The sequence below is a fragment of the Nocardia sp. XZ_19_231 genome (genome assembly GCF_015355705.1).
GTDB lineage: Bacteria > Actinomycetota > Actinomycetes > Mycobacteriales > Mycobacteriaceae > Nocardia > Nocardia salmonicida.
Genome location: NZ_JACUZI010000002.1, coordinates 635268 through 649896, shown reverse-complemented (window position 1 = coordinate 649896; position 14629 = coordinate 635268). Strand labels below are relative to the sequence as shown.

At 66.6% G+C, this 14629-nt stretch carries 20 protein-coding genes; 10 read left to right on the top strand and 10 right to left on the bottom strand.

The genetic code is table 11. The features are described from left to right. Position 1: 1 nt before the first annotated feature. On the bottom strand, positions 2-1285 hold the full coding sequence (purD, locus tag IBJ82_RS10330; RefSeq protein WP_194825704.1) for a phosphoribosylamine--glycine ligase: 1284 nt from the start codon (positions 1283-1285) through the stop codon (positions 2-4). Positions 1286-1452: 167 nt separating this feature from the next. Between purD and IBJ82_RS10325 the strand changes: the two genes are divergently transcribed. The 6 genes from IBJ82_RS10325 (at position 1453) to IBJ82_RS10300 (ending at position 5440) form a co-directional block, all read left to right on the top strand. After that, positions 1453-1830 carry a PH domain-containing protein gene (locus IBJ82_RS10325; RefSeq protein ID WP_194826202.1) on the top strand — a complete coding sequence of 126 codons (378 nt, stop codon included), beginning with the start codon at positions 1453-1455 and terminating at the stop codon, positions 1828-1830. A 14-nt stretch (positions 1831-1844) separates the two neighbouring features. Next, positions 1845-2270 carry an HIT family protein gene (locus tag IBJ82_RS10320; RefSeq protein ID WP_194825703.1) on the top strand — a complete coding sequence of 142 codons (426 nt, stop codon included), beginning with the start codon at positions 1845-1847 and terminating at the stop codon, positions 2268-2270. A gap of 81 nt (positions 2271-2351) precedes the next feature. Next, a complete protein-coding gene (locus IBJ82_RS10315) occupies positions 2352-2873 on the top strand; it encodes a DUF3558 domain-containing protein (protein ID WP_194825702.1) in 522 nt (173 codons plus the stop codon). A gap of 27 nt (positions 2874-2900) precedes the next feature. Continuing rightward, the gene (locus IBJ82_RS10310; RefSeq protein WP_194825701.1) at positions 2901-3293 is read left to right on the top strand and encodes a hypothetical protein; all 393 of its coding nucleotides are present in this window, start codon (positions 2901-2903) and stop codon (positions 3291-3293) included. A gap of 129 nt (positions 3294-3422) precedes the next feature. Next, positions 3423-4688 (top strand): hypothetical protein, encoded by a 1266-nt coding sequence (locus IBJ82_RS10305; RefSeq protein WP_194825700.1) that lies wholly within the window; start codon positions 3423-3425, stop codon positions 4686-4688. Then, positions 4685-5440, top strand: coding sequence for an ESX secretion-associated protein EspG (locus IBJ82_RS10300; RefSeq protein WP_194825699.1), 756 nt, complete (start codon positions 4685-4687; stop codon positions 5438-5440). The genes IBJ82_RS10305 and IBJ82_RS10300 overlap by 4 nt, the downstream gene beginning before the upstream one ends. Before the next feature lie 98 nt (positions 5441-5538). Here the strand turns inward: IBJ82_RS10300 and IBJ82_RS10295 are convergent, their stop codons facing one another. Then, a complete protein-coding gene (locus IBJ82_RS10295; RefSeq protein ID WP_194825698.1) occupies positions 5539-5964 on the bottom strand; it encodes a DUF6069 family protein in 426 nt (141 codons plus the stop codon). 407 nt (positions 5965-6371) lie between these two features. Between IBJ82_RS10295 and IBJ82_RS10290 the strand changes: the two genes are divergently transcribed. Further along, on the top strand, positions 6372-7373 hold the full coding sequence (locus IBJ82_RS10290; RefSeq protein ID WP_194825697.1) for a 1-aminocyclopropane-1-carboxylate deaminase/D-cysteine desulfhydrase: 1002 nt from the start codon (positions 6372-6374) through the stop codon (positions 7371-7373). A gap of 5 nt (positions 7374-7378) precedes the next feature. Here the strand turns inward: IBJ82_RS10290 and IBJ82_RS10285 are convergent, their stop codons facing one another. From IBJ82_RS10285 to IBJ82_RS10275, 3 genes are all read right to left on the bottom strand, one after another. Then, entirely contained in the window at positions 7379-8602 is a 1224-nt protein-coding gene (locus IBJ82_RS10285) for an RNA polymerase sigma factor (protein ID WP_194825696.1), read from the bottom strand. Further along, complete coding sequence (locus IBJ82_RS10280) at positions 8599-8946, bottom strand: YciI family protein (RefSeq protein WP_056818818.1); 348 nt, start codon at positions 8944-8946, stop codon at positions 8599-8601. Before IBJ82_RS10280 ends, IBJ82_RS10285 begins: the two co-directional genes overlap by 4 nt. 323 nt (positions 8947-9269) lie before the next feature. Beyond that, complete coding sequence (locus tag IBJ82_RS10275) at positions 9270-10496, bottom strand: helix-turn-helix transcriptional regulator (RefSeq protein ID WP_194825695.1); 1227 nt, start codon at positions 10494-10496, stop codon at positions 9270-9272. A 449-nt stretch (positions 10497-10945) separates the two neighbouring features. On the opposite strand from IBJ82_RS10275, the gene IBJ82_RS10270 reads away from it, so the two are divergent. From IBJ82_RS10270 to IBJ82_RS10260, 3 genes are all read left to right on the top strand, one after another. Then, positions 10946-11176, top strand: coding sequence for a hypothetical protein (locus tag IBJ82_RS10270; protein WP_194825694.1), 231 nt, complete (start codon positions 10946-10948; stop codon positions 11174-11176). Then, entirely contained in the window at positions 11176-11346 is a 171-nt protein-coding gene (locus IBJ82_RS10265) for a hypothetical protein (protein ID WP_194825693.1), read from the top strand. The genes IBJ82_RS10270 and IBJ82_RS10265 overlap by 1 nt, the downstream gene beginning before the upstream one ends. A 441-nt stretch (positions 11347-11787) precedes the next feature. Continuing rightward, positions 11788-12297, top strand: coding sequence for an HNH endonuclease signature motif containing protein (locus IBJ82_RS10260; RefSeq protein WP_194825692.1), 510 nt, complete (start codon positions 11788-11790; stop codon positions 12295-12297). A gap of 179 nt (positions 12298-12476) precedes the next feature. On the opposite strand, the gene IBJ82_RS10255 is transcribed toward IBJ82_RS10260, so the two are convergent. From IBJ82_RS10255 to IBJ82_RS10235, 5 genes are read right to left on the bottom strand one after another with little or no spacing between them, the layout of a single operon-like run. Next, positions 12477-12941 carry a hypothetical protein gene (locus IBJ82_RS10255; RefSeq protein WP_194825691.1) on the bottom strand — a complete coding sequence of 155 codons (465 nt, stop codon included), beginning with the start codon at positions 12939-12941 and terminating at the stop codon, positions 12477-12479. 2 nt (positions 12942-12943) lie between these two features. Continuing rightward, a complete protein-coding gene (locus IBJ82_RS10250; RefSeq protein ID WP_194825690.1) occupies positions 12944-13150 on the bottom strand; it encodes a hypothetical protein in 207 nt (68 codons plus the stop codon). Then, entirely contained in the window at positions 13147-13656 is a 510-nt protein-coding gene (locus IBJ82_RS10245) for a M50 family metallopeptidase (protein ID WP_194825689.1), read from the bottom strand. Before IBJ82_RS10245 ends, IBJ82_RS10250 begins: the two co-directional genes overlap by 4 nt. Further along, positions 13653-13940, bottom strand: a complete 288-nt coding sequence (locus IBJ82_RS10240) for a hypothetical protein (RefSeq protein ID WP_194825688.1) — start codon at positions 13938-13940, stop codon at positions 13653-13655. The genes IBJ82_RS10245 and IBJ82_RS10240 overlap by 4 nt, the downstream gene beginning before the upstream one ends. Further along, positions 13933-14574: a hypothetical protein gene (locus IBJ82_RS10235; RefSeq protein WP_194825687.1), complete on the bottom strand. Its 642-nt coding sequence runs from the start codon at positions 14572-14574 to the stop codon at positions 13933-13935. Before IBJ82_RS10235 ends, IBJ82_RS10240 begins: the two co-directional genes overlap by 8 nt. Positions 14575-14629 lie beyond the last annotated feature (55 nt).

Sequence of the window (14629 nt, the reverse complement as noted above, 5' to 3'; positions counted from 1 at the left end):
ATTACCCCGCGACGCTGTTGCGTTCCGGCACAACAACTTCGGTCGCACCGATATCGGTCCGGAAATGGCTGCCGGCGAGCTTGATTCCGGCCAGCCGCGCATAGGCCCGCTCCCGCGCCTGCGCGAGATCCGCACCGACCCCGACCACGTTCAGCACGCGCCCGCCCGCCGACACGAGCGCCTTGTCCGCGCGCTGATCCGTACCGGCGTGCAGCACCAGCGTTTCGCCCTCCAGCGCGCCGTCGTCGGCACCGGTGATCACATCGCCGGTGCGCGGTCGCGCCGGGTAGTTCTCGGCGGCGAGCACGACGGTGATCGCGGAGCCGTCCTTCCAGCGCGGTGCGTCGATCTCGGCCAGACGCCCGGTCGCGGTGGCGTGCAGGAGTTCGGCGAACGGGCTGTCCAGCAGCGCGAGCACCGCCTGGGTCTCGGGATCACCGAAGCGGCAATTGAATTCGATGACGGCCGGGCCGTTCGTGCCGATCGCCAGGCCCGCGTACAGCAGGCCGGAGAACGAGCTGCCCCGTGCGACGAGCTCGGCGGCGACGGGCTTCACCACGTCGTCGATGATCTCGGTGAGCGTCTCCTCCGGCAGCCACGGCAGCGGTGTGTAGGCACCCATGCCGCCGGTGTTCGGGCCGGAATCGCCGTCGCCGACCCGCTTGTGGTCCTGCGCGGGCAGCAGTGGAATCACGGTTTCGCCGTCGACCAGGCAGAACAGTGACACCTCCGGCCCGTCGAGGAACGACTCCAGCAGCACCGGGTGGCCCTGCTCGAGCAGTTCGGCACCGTGATCGCGGGCCGCGCGCCGGTCGGCGGTCACCACCACGCCCTTGCCCGCGGCGAGCCCGTCGTCCTTGACCACCCAGGTCGGGCCGAAACGGTCGAGCGCCGCGTCCAGCTCGGCCGGGCTGTCGACGATCTCGCTGTGCGCGGTCCGCACACCGGCCACCGCCATCACATCTTTCGCGAACGCCTTCGACCCTTCGATCCGGGCCGCGTCGGCCGACGGGCCGAACACCGGGAACCCGGCCGCGCGTACGACATCGGCGACGCCGAGCACCAGCGGCACCTCGGGACCGATCACCACCAGGTCAGCGGCCACCTCGGCGGCCAGCGCGGCAACGGCTTCGCCGGAGCAGGGATCGACCGGGCGTAGCTCGGCGTGCTGGCCGATACCGGGATTTCCCGGGGCGGCGATCACCGCCGTCACGGACGGATCCCGGCGCAGCGCCAGGACGAGGGCATGTTCACGGGCTCCGGAACCGATGACGAGTACGCGCACGGCAATAGATTAGTCGCGCTGTCCTGGGTCTCCGCGATAGGGCCGACCGCGCTGAGCGTTCACCGATCCTCGTGATGGCGCAGCGCAACCATCTCGCGGCCCGGCTTCACCTGCGCCACAATGGAACCAGGGGTGGCGCGGCAGCCGCCACCGAACGGGGGAAAACCATGGGACTGCTCGACGGGATGATGGGCAATGCCGGTCGCATAGATCCGGCCGCCGCCCAGCAGGAGTACGCGAAGCTGTTCGGCCAAGGCGAACAGGTGTATGCCGCGTTCATCCTGGTCCGCGACGCGATGCTGTTCACCAACCGCCGCCTGATCATGGTCGACAAACAGGGCGTCACCGGCCGCAAGGTCAGCTACCACAGCATCCCCTACCGCTCGATCAGCCACTTCTCCGTCGAAACCGCGGGCACCTTCGACCTCGACGCCGAGCTCTACATCTGGATCGGCAGCGACAACGAGCCGGTCAAGCAGCGTTTCAACCGCCAGGTCGACATCTACGAGGTGCAGGGCATCCTGTCGCATTTCGTCTCGGTCTAGCTACGCTCACCCGTATGGCATCCGTCTTCAGCGCGATCATCGCAGGTCAGATCCCCGGCCGATTCGTCTGGGAGGACGACGAGTTCGTCGCATTCCTCACCATCGGCCCCGTCACCCAGGGCCACACCCTCATCGTGCCGCGCGCGGAGATCGACCAGTGGCAAGACGTGGATCCCGCCGTGATGGCTCGGATGACAGCCCTCGCCCAGAAGATCGGCCAGGCCGTCCGCGCCGCCTTCGACGCCCCCCGCGCGGGCCTGCTCATCGCCGGCCTCGAGGTCCCCCACCTGCACACCCACGTCTTCCCCGCCTACACCATGGGCGACTTCGACATCTCCGGCGCCAACACCGACCCCACCCCCGAATCCCTCGACGAGGCCCAGACCAAGATCAAGGCCGCCCTCCGCGACCTCGGCTACGGAGCCAACGTCCCCGCTTGATTTTTGCCCTGGATGGAACCGAAACGACCGGGCGCGCGTCTAAGACAGCGAGTGGTTGTAGTGCGCGAAAGAGGAGAGACGATGCGACTGGTTGGCTTTGCCGCCGGAGTGTGCGCTGTGCTGGCGCTCACCGGATGTTCTAAAGCGGTCGATGGGCAGCCCGAGGCCAGTGGGACTCCGCTGACCAAGGAGCAGCTGTTCGATCCGTGCACGGTGTCGGACAGTGTGTTGCAAGCGGCGGGGCTCGACCCGGCGTCGAAGGACGACAACCTATGGTCGGTCCCGCGTGCCGAGTGGAAGGGTTGCAACTGGCGTGCCGATGGCTACTTCATTGCTTTCATGTCCACCATCTACACTGTCGACGAGATTCGGGCTAACGACCGCTTCCACGATTTCAAGGATATATCGGTCAGCGACAGAAAAGCTCTGCAGTACTATATCGGCAAGGAAAATCCACCGGTGGAATGCGAAATTGCATTTGATACCGGACATGGAAGAGTTCTCGTAAACGCGAGCAAATTTGTGGATAGTAAATCCCAAACAAACCCGTGCCTGCTGGCAAACAATGCTGCCCCAAGTTTCGTGGGCTCCATTCCTCAATAGCCGCACTAAACATACGGGGAGACAGCCATGGCAGATACCAACGCACTTGCAAAAGAATTTCAAACCCTTGCGAGCAAGGCAGCTGTAGGGGAATTGATAATTGAGTCCGGAGCCGCCGACCGCTGCGCGCAGCGGTGTGAGGACTACATCAAGGATCTACAAGGACTGTCTGAGCGCACCAGGAGGATGGTCACTGCAGACTCGTTCGGAAACCTCAAGTCCGCAAAGGCCCTCGGCCAGAAGTTTGCCGATCTAGCAGAAGGCACAGACGGGTACGGTTCTTACGTCGAGGCCGTCCGCCAGCATATCGAGATCCTCACTAATATGGCCGATATGTACCGCAAAGCCGGTACCGCCTATAGGAACTGCGATGAGGCAACTCAACTTGCCATCAAGCAGCAGACCAACAAGCTCGACTGATAACAGGGGGGACACATGTCGTTCGGAGATTTTCTAATCGGCCTAACCAATACGAGTACCGCGGTTCCAACTATTGTCGACCGCGTCGGCTCACTGTTCGACTCCGATGTTTCGGCGACACAGTCGGAGTTGGATGCACAAGCCGATGGCAACAAGGATCGAGCTCGGATCTATGACACCAACAAGGCCCTGAGTGCTGGTTTCTCCGGCGAGTACGCCCCACAAGTAGTACCGGGCGTGATGGAGAATTTTACTGACATGTCGCACTCGCGGATAATGGAATTCGTCGAGTCCATCAAGATCGAGGAACTAAGCACGAGCGTTCAGGGCTGGACCACACTCGCTACGGACACTTCGACCAAAGCGACCGCGTACCACGACGACATTCAGAAGGAAATGGAACGGGGTTGGTCGGGCAGCGCCGCCAACCAAGCATTGGCTACTACGAAGAGCTACCTCGGAGACGTGGACAAAGTCGAGCAGGCAGCCCAGCTGATTGCCAACAAGATGGAGGAGGCTCGTTCCGGCCTCCAGCAGGTGAAATACTCGGTCCCCCACGAGTCCGACCAACAGAGCAGCACCATCGCAGGGAAGGTCGTAAACACACTCGCCAGCGTTGCCGTGCCCGGGCTCGGCACCGCAACCAACTTCGTCATGGACAGCGCGAGCGCAGGCCGCTCCGAAGCTGCCCTAGCCGCAGCTCGCCAGGTGATGGAGACCGTCTACGCGCCGGTCGCGAAACAGTCGGATACCCAGGTCCCGAAGGTCCCCACGCCAGCAAAACCCCAGTCCGACAAGCCAACCGGCGACACCACCGAGTACAAGCCGAACGGCACTACCACGGACAACAACACCACCACCACCAAGAAGCCGAGCACCGAGGACACCACTACCTCCACCACGGAGCCGGAAACCCCCACCACCACCGACCCCGGCGACGACGACACCACCACCGGCGGCGACGACGACACGACCGGCGACGAGACCACCGCCGCCACGACAACCCCAGAAACCCCCACCACCACGACCCCAGCAGGTACCACCCCGGGCACCACCCCGGCGGGTACTTCCCCTGGCGGCCTCGGCTCCGGCGGCGGTTCAGGCGCAGGTGCGGGAGGGGGTGCGGGAGCAGGCGCAGGCACCCCCGGCGCAGCAGTCCCTGGCACCGCCGGTCAGAAGCAGGGCGCAGGCACCGGAGCAGGCGCGGGTTCCGGCGCATCCTCAGGCCGTGCAGGCACATCCGGCATGGGCGGCATGGGCGCGCCCGGCGCACGCGGCGGCGGGAAGGACGACGAGAACGAGCACCAGGCCCCCGACTACCTGCGCGGCGTTCACGAAGAACTGCTCGGCCCCGAACGCCTGCACGTCCCGCCGGTGATCGGCGGCGACGCATGACCGACACCTGGGAGCTGACCCCGTTCGAGTTCTGGGTCGCCTGGGAAACTCTCGGCCGCGACCGCATGCCCTGGCCGCTCACGTTCACCGCAGGTGTCGAAACCCAGGTCGAATTCGACCTGGAATGCCGTCGCGCCGCGGACGTTTTAATCGCCAAGATGGGCACCGACGAATCCCTCTACCACGCCCTACACGCCCTCGCGCACCCCGAAATCCGTATCGAACTGTTCGGGCACCGCTTGGACGGCCGCACCCGGATGGTCCGCGCCTGCGCCACCACGGAGGCAAGCAACGGTGTAGTCGCCGCCCAGCTCCCCGGTCCGGAATACGGCCAAGGCGGCAACATCCTGATCTCCCTACGACCAGCCCACGCCATCACAACCCGGCTGCTGGCCATCCTCCCGAAAACCCCCGCGGGCACCACCGGCGGCTTCAACGTCCACCGCGACGACTTCACCACCACCCCCGACCCCTACGCCCGCCACCGCACCCCCGCCGAACAAGCCCTCAAATTCCTCAAACGCCCCTTCACCACCTACGCCGAATTCCGCGTAGCCACCGGCCCAGCCCTGGACGGCTGGCAAGAAGGCGGCACCACCCTCCAACTGGTCGACTACACCAACGACGGCCGCTACCTCATCCACGAAGGCGAACGAATAGAAGCCACCCCAGCCACCGCCGACAAAATCGAAGCTGACCTCCAACGCCTGGTCGACCAAGCAACCGCCACCACTCGCCAATCAGTCTGGTAGACACCACCACTCGCTGAATCGACCGGTAGATCGTGTACAGCCACGGGGCGTCTGTACACGACCACCTCCGTCATCACATCCGGACAGCGGCGACTCCTTCATTCAGGCGAGACCTGGTGAGCGAGCCGAGCGGCGACCGTCGGGATGACGATCGCGGCGGCCACGAGGTGGGTGAGCATCAGGGTGAGCTTGGTGTCGGCGGCTGCGTTCACGATCAGGTCGGGGACGAGCGACAGCGCGGTCAGGGTGATCGTGGTGCGTACGAACACTGGGCGAGGGTTTCGGGCCCACTTGCGTAGGGCGGCGGCGAAGAGGATGCCGATCGCGGCGAAGATCAGGGTCAGCTGGGCGAATCCGGCGAGTGGGATCTGTTCGCCTTCGATTGCGAGGGAAACGCCGGCGTCGTGGGCGACGGCGGCTACGGCCGTTGTCGCGGCTGCGGCGACGACGGCTGCCAGTGCGGCCGGACGCCAGAAGGCGGAGCTGCTGCGGACGGTGGGTGCGGCGTAAGCGGAAGCGGTCATGGCGAACTCCTGTGTGGTGTGGGCAGCCCGTTGCCGCCTCTCCTCAGTTCCACGAACAGGACCGGCCGAATACGACAGGTCTCGGAAAAGTTCTTTCGGCGGCACATCGGTATCCCGTGACAGCCAGGGGCACGGTCCGCCTGACCGGCGCGGTAGGCACCTCCGGCCTGTCGGCGAGCCAGACCATGCAGTGCTCCGGCGCAGACCTCTACGTGCCGTAGCGCTCGTCAGCCGGCCGGATCATCGAGCGGCGGGCGCTTGTGGCGTTCAGCGCGGTTTCGGCAAGTTGTTCGACTTTCGCGACAAGGGTTGCGAGAGTTGGGCAGCACCGAATCCGAGGAGGGAAATGTGCCGCGCTCACGGATCGGCGACCGGTTCCACGACACTGTCCTGACGAACGGCAGCCGATGAACACTCCGCTTCTGCACCAACGCTTTCCACGGCTACGCGAAACCCTGCCGCATATCGGGCTGAGCTCAGGCCCGACACCGGTCCGCCGACTCGATGCGCTGCCTGCCGGTGGCGCGCCGAGCTGGCTCAAGGACGACTGCGCATTCGGTGACGGCGGGTGGGGTGGCAACAAAGTCCGCAAGCTGGAATGGATTCTCCCCGACGCACACCGGCGCGGCTCCCGGACCATCCTGACCGTCGGCGGATTGGGTACGAACTGGGGGCTGGCCGTCGCCCTGTACGCACGCGACCACGGACTCGGCACCGCTCTCGCCCTCGTCGACCAGCCCGTGGACGAGCACGTCCGTGCACAGCTGAGCCGACTCGAGAACAGCGGCGCCTCGCTGTATTTCACGCATTCGAAGACGCGGACCATCCTCACCGCGCCGATACTGTTTGCCCGGCACACCAGCGGGCGGCATCTGCCCTACTACCTGCCGCCCGGCGGATCCTCGCCGGTCGGCGTCCTCGGATACGTCGAGGCCGCGCTCGAGCTGGCCGGACAAGTACACCGCGGCGAGCTACCCGAGCCCACCCACATCGTGACCGCTGTCGGATCCGGCGGCACTATCGCGGGGCTGCAACTCGGATTGCGAATGGCGGGCTTGACGACCCGAGCAGTCGGTGTCGTAGTCAACGACACGCTGCGGTTGGATCCAGCGACGATCACCCGACTCGCCCGCCGAACCGCGCAACTGCTGCGCAAGCGAGGCGCGGACCTGTCCGATCTCGAACCACGAGTCGAGGACATCGACATCGTCACCGACTGGCTCGGCAGCGGCTACGGCCACCCCACAGCGGAAGGCGAACGCGCCCAAGCCTTGTCAGTCGACCGCGAGCACCTGCACCTCGAACCCGTCTACACCGCCAAGGCCATGGCGGCACTGCTGGCGATGAACGAGCGGGGCGCATTCGGCGACGGCCCTGTCCTCTACCTCAATACGAACGGACCGCGCTAGCCCTCCTACACGAGATGCTCTCGCCTCCTGGTCAGGTACGCGCGTTCCGCCGGGTTCTGCGTGACGGCGATAGCGGCGTCGTAGGCGGACCTCGCCTCGGCGCCGCGCCCCAACCTGCGAAGTAGATCGGCGCGCGCGGCGTGCCAGGCGTGGTATCCGTCGAGCGGCAGTGAATCTATCTGCGCCAGAGCTACATTCGGACCGTCGAGTTCGGCGATGGCGACGGCTCGGTTGAGGGCGACGATCGCGGTCGGGGTCACGGCGTAGAGCTGGTCATAGAGCGCGACGATCTGGTTCCAGTCGGTATCGCGGGAGTCGGCCGCGTCGGTGTGGACCGCGTTGATCGCCGCCATGAGCTGATAGCGGCCGGGTCGAGCCCTGCCCGCGGCGACGCGACCCAGGCATTCGCGCACCAGCGCGTGTCCCTCGGCGATGAGGGCGTGGTCCCAGCCGCCACGGTCCTGCTCGTCGAGCGTCACCAGTTCTCCGCCCGCGAAGCGCGCCGCACTGCGCGCATCGATGAGCAACATCAGCGCGAGCAACCCGGCAACCTCGCCGTCGTCGGGCAGCAGATCTCGCATGATGCGACCGAGCCGAACGGCCTCGGCCATCAAGTCGGTCCGCATGGATTGCGCGCCGGCCAGATATCCCTCGTTGAAGACCAGATAGATGACGGCCAGCACCCCGCCGAGCCGATCGGTGACGTCATCGCGATCGGGCACTCGGAACGGGATGTGCGCGGCTTTGATCTTGGCTTTGGCGCGGGTAATACGTTGCGCCATAGTCGTTTCGGCAACAAGGAACGCACTAGCGATCTCGCCGACCGTGAGCCCGCCGAGCAGGCGCAATGTCAGCGCGACTCGCGCCTCCGGCGCCAATGCCGGATGGCAACAAGTGAAGACGAGCCGGAGGCGATCGTCGTTGACCGGTCCGGTCGGTTCGTGCGGTGTGTGATCGTCGATGATCATGGCTGCCTGATGTTTCGCGTCGCGCAGTGATTCACGGCGGATCCGGTCGATCGCGCGGTTGCCCGCGGTCTTCGTCAGCCAGCCGCCCGGGTTGGGCGGTATGCCGTCGACCGGCCACCGTTCGATGGCGGTGAGCAGGGCCTCGCCCGCGGCGTCCTCGGCGATGTCGAGATCCCCGAAGCGGCGAGCGAGCGAGGCGACCACCCGGCCGTACTCCTCGCGATAGATCCGATCGATCCGCGCGCGAGTGTCGTCGCTCATGCGCCGTCGAACGTCCTGATCTCGATCTTCTGCTCGCAGACCTTCGAAGCCCTGGCGGCGATCTTCAGCGCGGCATCGAGGTCGGGTACCTCCACGACCCAGAACCCGCCGAGGCATTCCTTGGTCTCGGCATACGGCCCGTCGGTGACAATCACGTCAGCTCCGGTGTTGTCCACCGTGGTCGCCTCGTCGACCCGCCCGAGCCCACCCGCGAACACCCACACTCCTTCGGCCTGAAGCTCGTCGTTGAACCTCCCCGTGGCGTCGTACTGCGGCTGCGCCTCCTCCTGCGGAATGTCGTAGGCGCTCGGGTCGACAACAACGGAAAGCAGGTACTGAGTCATGGCGATCTCCCTTCGTCGGTGGCCGCCGATCGGCTGCCTCTACTCACACCACGAACGACCGAACACGAATACGACAACTCACACCGAGATTGCTGAAACTTTCTCACCCCGGGCATGAAAAAAGGCCCCGACCTGGGTCGGAGCCTTCATCAATAGTGAGCCCCCTGTCAGGATTGAACTCACGGGTCAGTCCAGGCAGGGGGCCTTTTCATGTCCCGACCTGCCCGAATCATATGACAGGCGATTAATCCAATGACTCGGAGTTACCACGATTGAGGCCAATGTGAGGCCAGCGGATACTGCCGCTGACCTCGGTGTCGACATCAGGCCGTGACGCCCAAACGACCGGCCAGTGCACGCGATTCCCGCTCGGTGATCCGACCCCCGTGGGAGACCAGATCAGCTACCAGGGACCGTGCCAGGGGATGGCTTCGCATGGACTCCTCGGACACGGTGGTGCCGGTGCGCAGCGCGCCCAGGGTGCCCAGCCAATCGCGCTGCTGCGCATAGGCCCGCGCCAGCTCGAGCCACAGGCGTGCACGCCGGTCCACGGATGGCACCGCGTCGGGGTCGACCAGGCTGGCCGCGTCGAGTGCACCGCCGGACTTACGCAGCTCCACTTGCACTGACACGGCGCTGATCTCCGTGTTGGCGACGCCGAACAGCGTCCACGGGTGCGCGCTGCCGGTGGGCATCGCGCGGGCCATCCCCATCGCCTGATCTATGCCGCGCAGTGCATCGCCTTCGCGGCCGATGCGGGCGGCGGTGATCGCCCCGTGGAGCTGGCAGGCACCCCAGAGCGCTCGCGCGTCGGCGTCATCATCGAGCTGCGGCTCGAGCAGGGCGACGGCATCGGACGCCAGGCGGTACGCATCATCTTCGCGACCGGTCGACCTCCACACGTTGCCGAGTACCCAGCTGGCCGACGCCAGGGTCACCGGGTCGTCGGCGATCTCGGCTGCGGACATGCACCGGTCTGCGGCCAGCCACAACAGCGGCGCGTCAGCCACCCACGCGAGCACCTGTTCGGACAGGGCGTACGCACCCGACAGGGCAGCCGCAGCGGCACGACGTTCCTGCCCGTCCAGGGTGCGCAGCGCCCGGCGGCCATCACGGATGAGTTCGGGCAGCATCGCACCGGCGTCGGCGCGGGGCGTATCGGAGGTGTGCCACAGCCTCCACGCGCGTTCGACCCGGGCGGCCAGCTCGCTGGTATCGACCGGGGAAGGCGTCGGCGTCAGGTCCACGCCCTCGATGGCCTCACGGATCGCCGGAACCACGGGATGCCCTGCGCGGCGGGAGATGCCGATCAACAGCTCATGCTCGCCGGTGATCTCGGTCAGGTCCCGTACGCCCAGCGCCTGCCCGATGCGCAGCAGCATCTCCAGGCCGGGCGGGTGCTGTAGGCGGCCCTTCTCCACGTCGCGTAGCCAGTCCTCGGACCGGCCGACCAGACCGGCGACAACGGCGCGGGTCCGGCCGGTGCGCGTGCGGATTGCTTGGATGCGTTCGCCGATCGCCTTCGCGGCGAGTTCGTCAGGAGTCGGCATTGCGGCCTGCCTTCTTCGCGGGGTGGACCGCTTCGCGGATACCCCCGGTCCGTCGACCGGGGGCGAAGTCCTCCGCGAAGAGGTCACCCCAGGATAAGGCCCGGTAGGCGTGTCTCACCAGGGACTCAGGTAGGGGGAATCCCCCTACCGCGCAGGGTGGTTCGCGGCCACCGGACCCCGGTGCGCGCCGGGCGCACAGTTCACACAGCCCCACCGCCGGGGTATGCCGGGCAACGCCGCTCGGCACATCGGGCGCAGTGAGCTGCGGGACGATGGCGAAAGCTCTCCGGCGGTGGGCGCATCGACCTGACACCCACAGGGGGACCCGTGACACTGCCCCAGCGCACACCGCACACGAAACGACCGCACCCGGTAGAAGTCGCGCCACCCGAAGTGATCCGGCGGCTACTCGCCGCGCTCGATCGGTGGGAACCGAAGCGGCGGACATCATGAGCAAGGCGATACAGAACCGGCTGGACGGCCTGACCAAACGGGCCGCGCTGCGGTCCATGGCGATCCGCCGCGCACATGAGCCGCCCTACGGGTGGGAGTTGTACAGCCCGTTCCGGGTCGTCTGCCACGGGTCGCTGGACAACGTGGCCGACTGGCTCACCGCAGCCGAACAGCGCGATGCGCAGGGGAACACGCAGGACCGCACCGGCGTCAGGGCGGACGGGTGATGACGGCGCTCGGTTTCGCCATCGCGATCGGCCTGCCCTTGATCGTGCTGTTCGGCACGATCGTGTGGCCGGAGCCGATTCCCCAGGACCGCACGGTGCACGCGATCCGGGCACGCATCGAGTCCGAGCGTGAAGGCCGACGCGGTCACCGCCACCCGCAGCCGTGGTAATCGAGTTCCTGCTCGGGCGGGCGAACACGCCGAGCACTCACATTATTGCGAATACCCGCAGCTCAGATCACATTTTGATGAGGTTTCACGCTACCTGGCATCCGCGTGGCTACCGTTAATCCATGACGCAGTGGGGCACGGCGTACGAAACCGTTCTACGGCCAGGCGGTGCTTTCGGTGGCGGATCGCCCGTCCACGATGCCAAGGTGCACGCGGTCGCAGACCCATACGGCCAGGATTGGGATCGCCTGGTGACCCTCTGCGGACTAGATGTGGGACACCTCGAGCAGCGGGGGCATGTACGCGCAGGTCGCGATGAGTGGCCAGCAGCAAACGAGACCAGGCCGCACTGTCCGAAGTGTGACAGTGAGTACAGGCGTCGGACAGGGCCCGCGTTCTGACCGCCGATGGTTGTGCAGGGTTGTTTTCTAGCTTGGCGGCATGCTCAATACGACGGCGGAACAACGGGTTCAGCGCGCCATCCAGGTGGACGAAACCGGGTGCTGGGTCTGGCAGCGCGGCAAGGGCAGCGACGGGTACGGCCGGATCAACTACGACAAGGTCCGCCACATGGCTCACCGGCTTGCCTATGAGACCTATGTCGGCGCGATCCCGGATGGCCTGGTCCTCGATCACCTGTGCCGCAACCGGGCGTGCGTGAATCCGGCCCACCTGGAACCGGTGACCATCGGCGAGAACCTGAAACGGGGCACCGCGCCGAACTACGTCACGCACCGCGAGGGGGTCTGTCGGCGCGGTCACCCGATCACGGGGGACAACGTGGAGCGCACTTCGGACGGATTCACCAAGTGCCGGGAGTGTCACAAGATGGGTAACCGCCGCCGGTACGCCGCCCGGCGTCAGCGCGAAGGGCATTCGTACGCACCGCGCCCGGGGGTCCAGGCGCGGCCATACGCTCCCCGGCGGGCGGAGTTATCCACAGGTTGCTGACAGCTGATAAGTGAATGTTAGCGGCGGCTAGACCTGTGGTTGAGGGTTTGTTGAGCCATGCGCGACGGCCCTGCCGGGCGACCTGAACGCTGGTTGAGGTCACCCGGCAGGGCCGTGGCGACCGGCCGACCGCGTTTCTGAGACTGCGGACGGTAGGCCGCCCACGTTTCTGGAAACGCCTACTCGATGTTCGACCAGGCATTGTCAGGGTCGTCCGGCTCGAGCGGTGTGACCGGTGGGACGTACCCCAGCGCGTCCAGGCTTGCCTGGATGTCCAGCGCGGCGGCGTCCTTGTCGACCTGCTGAATGATGAACTTCTCCGGCATCGCCAGGCCGTGGAGTTTCACCCGGCGGTCGTGAATCTTGAGAACCAACTCCGTCGCCTTCTGGTCACCGCGCAGGGCGGCGGGCAGTTGCCTGCGCAGCAGCGCGTCCAGCCGCATGTCCTCCATCTTGCGCAACTCCTCCGCCAGTTGGGACTCCACCCGCTTGAGCACTGCCTCAACCGCCCGGTATGCGCCGCTCTCGTCGGCGTACCCCAGGTGCTCGGCAATTTTCGCGTAGGTCATACCCATCAGCCGGAGTTCCAGCGCCTTGCCCTGCCGGTCCCGTTCGTCCGGCTGCGCCCGGTCCGGCATCGCCATGGCTAACCCCCTTGATCGGTCTGCTTGATTCCGGCCCGGCGCTCCCGCATGCCCTCCAGCAGCAGCGCACGCACCTGCTCCGGGGTGAACATGCCGACGTGGACGCCACCGGCGACCGCCTCGGCTACCAGCGCCAGGACATCGGGGTACGCCTCCGCCATCCGCGTACCCCGCGTGGCCTCGGTCGTGATGTCCTCCGGCGGGATCACCGGGCACCGCCGCTCACAGGCCACCCACAGCGCGACTTAACGGCGCTGGCCACCCGGGCCACCGAAACGTCCGGGCCGATCCCCAGCGCCGCCTCCACATCGGCGTGCGTGGCCGACCCGTGCCGGTACAGGTGACGGGCCAGGGCCTTCACCTTGGGCATGACGTACCTGATATCCGGTTCGATGTGCCGGGGCACGCGCACGGTCTCCCCGAAGTGCTCGCGATCCTCGGCGCTGCCGTTGCGCACCGCCTCCCGCATGTCCTCCCAGGACGGCGTGCCACCGCAGGCGAACACCGCTTCGGCGTAGATGCCTGCGTAAGCGATCTCCGCCCCGTGCGGGCCTTCCCCGGTGAACGTCACCACGCCGTCATCGGCCCCGGCAGTGATTCCGTGGACCCGTGCGCCGGACAGCACCGCCCAGGTGGCATGCCCAGCTTCATGGACGGCCACCCGCAGGCGGGTGCGCTCGGCGTCGGTCAGGTCGGCCAGTGTCAGCTTGCTCATCGGTTCGTCTCCGTGTTCGTCGTCAGGGTGGTGGTGCGCCCGCTGCCCATCGGCAGGATCGGCCTGCCATGTGCATCACAGCCGGGCGGAACGGGATGGCCGACACGATCGCGCCGGGGCTGTGGATCGGCGGGGCGGTAGGCCAGGCCGACGACATCGGTCACGCACTCGAGGCAGCGGAACTTGTGGATGTTGCCCCGGTACACCGTGGTCGGCGTACCGCAGTCGGGGCACTGCCCATCGGTCAGATGGGCTGCACGCTGGAGGGGGTCCGCTTTACCCATGGCGCAGGCCCTGAAGTTCGGCACGGTGCTTGTCGGCCAGCGCATGCCGTTCGGCCGCGTGCCGTGCCCGGAGCGCGTTCACGGCAACCCGTTCGGAGGTCGGCGCGGGAACGGCGTCAGTCACCGCTGCCAGTTCCAGGGCGGCGGCCAGGTTGGTCGCCGCCTGGTCCATCGCCCGCACGCGCGCCAGCAAGTACTCCCGGTAAGGCTCACCGTTGGCGACCGTGCCGCCACGGGCCAGTGCGGTCGCCAACGGCCCGTCCAGGGTCCGGGCGGCGTCGATCAGGGCCACCCCCCAGGACCCGCTGGTGACCGCGCTCGCGCTCATCTCGGCGAATTCCGGCGCAGGGACGCGCGCCAACTTCTGCGCGATCTCGGTCAGGGCCTCCCGCATACCGTTCTCGGTCGTGTAGACCGTCGCCCGGACGCGGGTCTGGGTCGGGTCGGCCATGACCCGCGCGGGCAGGTTGGACAGGATCGCGGCCACCTCGGTGGACAAGACGAACTGCTCGTCGTACTCCGTCGCCAGGTTCTTCCGGCGGCGGTCGCGCTTGGTGCTCTGGTCGTCGGCACGGTGATCGTGTTCGCGCACGATGTACCCGGAGCGGATGCCGAAATAGGTCGGTGCAGACATCATATTTCCTCTATTTATAGGGTCTGAACTGCGGTTATGGCAGGCCGCGGGGACT

Bases quoted from the DNA above. Each gene is read 5' to 3' on its own strand.
- IBJ82_RS10265 (WP_194825693.1), top strand. From the start codon at position 11,176: ATGACGGCGCTCGGTTTCGCCATCGCGATCGGCCTGCCCTTGATCGTG.
- IBJ82_RS10300 (WP_194825699.1), top strand. From the start codon at position 4,685: ATGACCGACACCTGGGAGCTGACCCCGTTCGAGTTCTGGGTCGCCTGG.
- IBJ82_RS10255 (WP_194825691.1), bottom strand. From the start codon at position 12,941: ATGGCGATGCCGGACCGGGCGCAGCCGGACGAACGGGACCGGCAGGGC.
- IBJ82_RS10325 (WP_194826202.1), top strand. From the start codon at position 1,453: ATGGGACTGCTCGACGGGATGATGGGCAATGCCGGTCGCATAGATCCG.
- IBJ82_RS10320 (WP_194825703.1), top strand. From the start codon at position 1,845: ATGGCATCCGTCTTCAGCGCGATCATCGCAGGTCAGATCCCCGGCCGA.
- IBJ82_RS10245 (WP_194825689.1), bottom strand. From the start codon at position 13,656: ATGAGCAAGCTGACACTGGCCGACCTGACCGACGCCGAGCGCACCCGC.
- IBJ82_RS10295 (WP_194825698.1), bottom strand. From the start codon at position 5,964: ATGACCGCTTCCGCTTACGCCGCACCCACCGTCCGCAGCAGCTCCGCC.
- IBJ82_RS10285 (WP_194825696.1), bottom strand. From the start codon at position 8,602: ATGAGCGACGACACTCGCGCGCGGATCGATCGGATCTATCGCGAGGAG.
- IBJ82_RS10240 (WP_194825688.1), bottom strand. From the start codon at position 13,940: ATGGGTAAAGCGGACCCCCTCCAGCGTGCAGCCCATCTGACCGATGGG.
- IBJ82_RS10235 (WP_194825687.1), bottom strand. From the start codon at position 14,574: ATGTCTGCACCGACCTATTTCGGCATCCGCTCCGGGTACATCGTGCGC.
- IBJ82_RS10275 (WP_194825695.1), bottom strand. From the start codon at position 10,496: ATGCCGACTCCTGACGAACTCGCCGCGAAGGCGATCGGCGAACGCATC.
- IBJ82_RS10280 (WP_056818818.1), bottom strand. From the start codon at position 8,946: ATGACTCAGTACCTGCTTTCCGTTGTTGTCGACCCGAGCGCCTACGAC.
- IBJ82_RS10310 (WP_194825701.1), top strand. From the start codon at position 2,901: ATGGCAGATACCAACGCACTTGCAAAAGAATTTCAAACCCTTGCGAGC.
- IBJ82_RS10315 (WP_194825702.1), top strand. From the start codon at position 2,352: ATGCGACTGGTTGGCTTTGCCGCCGGAGTGTGCGCTGTGCTGGCGCTC.
- IBJ82_RS10290 (WP_194825697.1), top strand. From the start codon at position 6,372: ATGAACACTCCGCTTCTGCACCAACGCTTTCCACGGCTACGCGAAACC.
- IBJ82_RS10270 (WP_194825694.1), top strand. From the start codon at position 10,946: ATGAGCAAGGCGATACAGAACCGGCTGGACGGCCTGACCAAACGGGCC.
- IBJ82_RS10260 (WP_194825692.1), top strand. From the start codon at position 11,788: ATGCTCAATACGACGGCGGAACAACGGGTTCAGCGCGCCATCCAGGTG.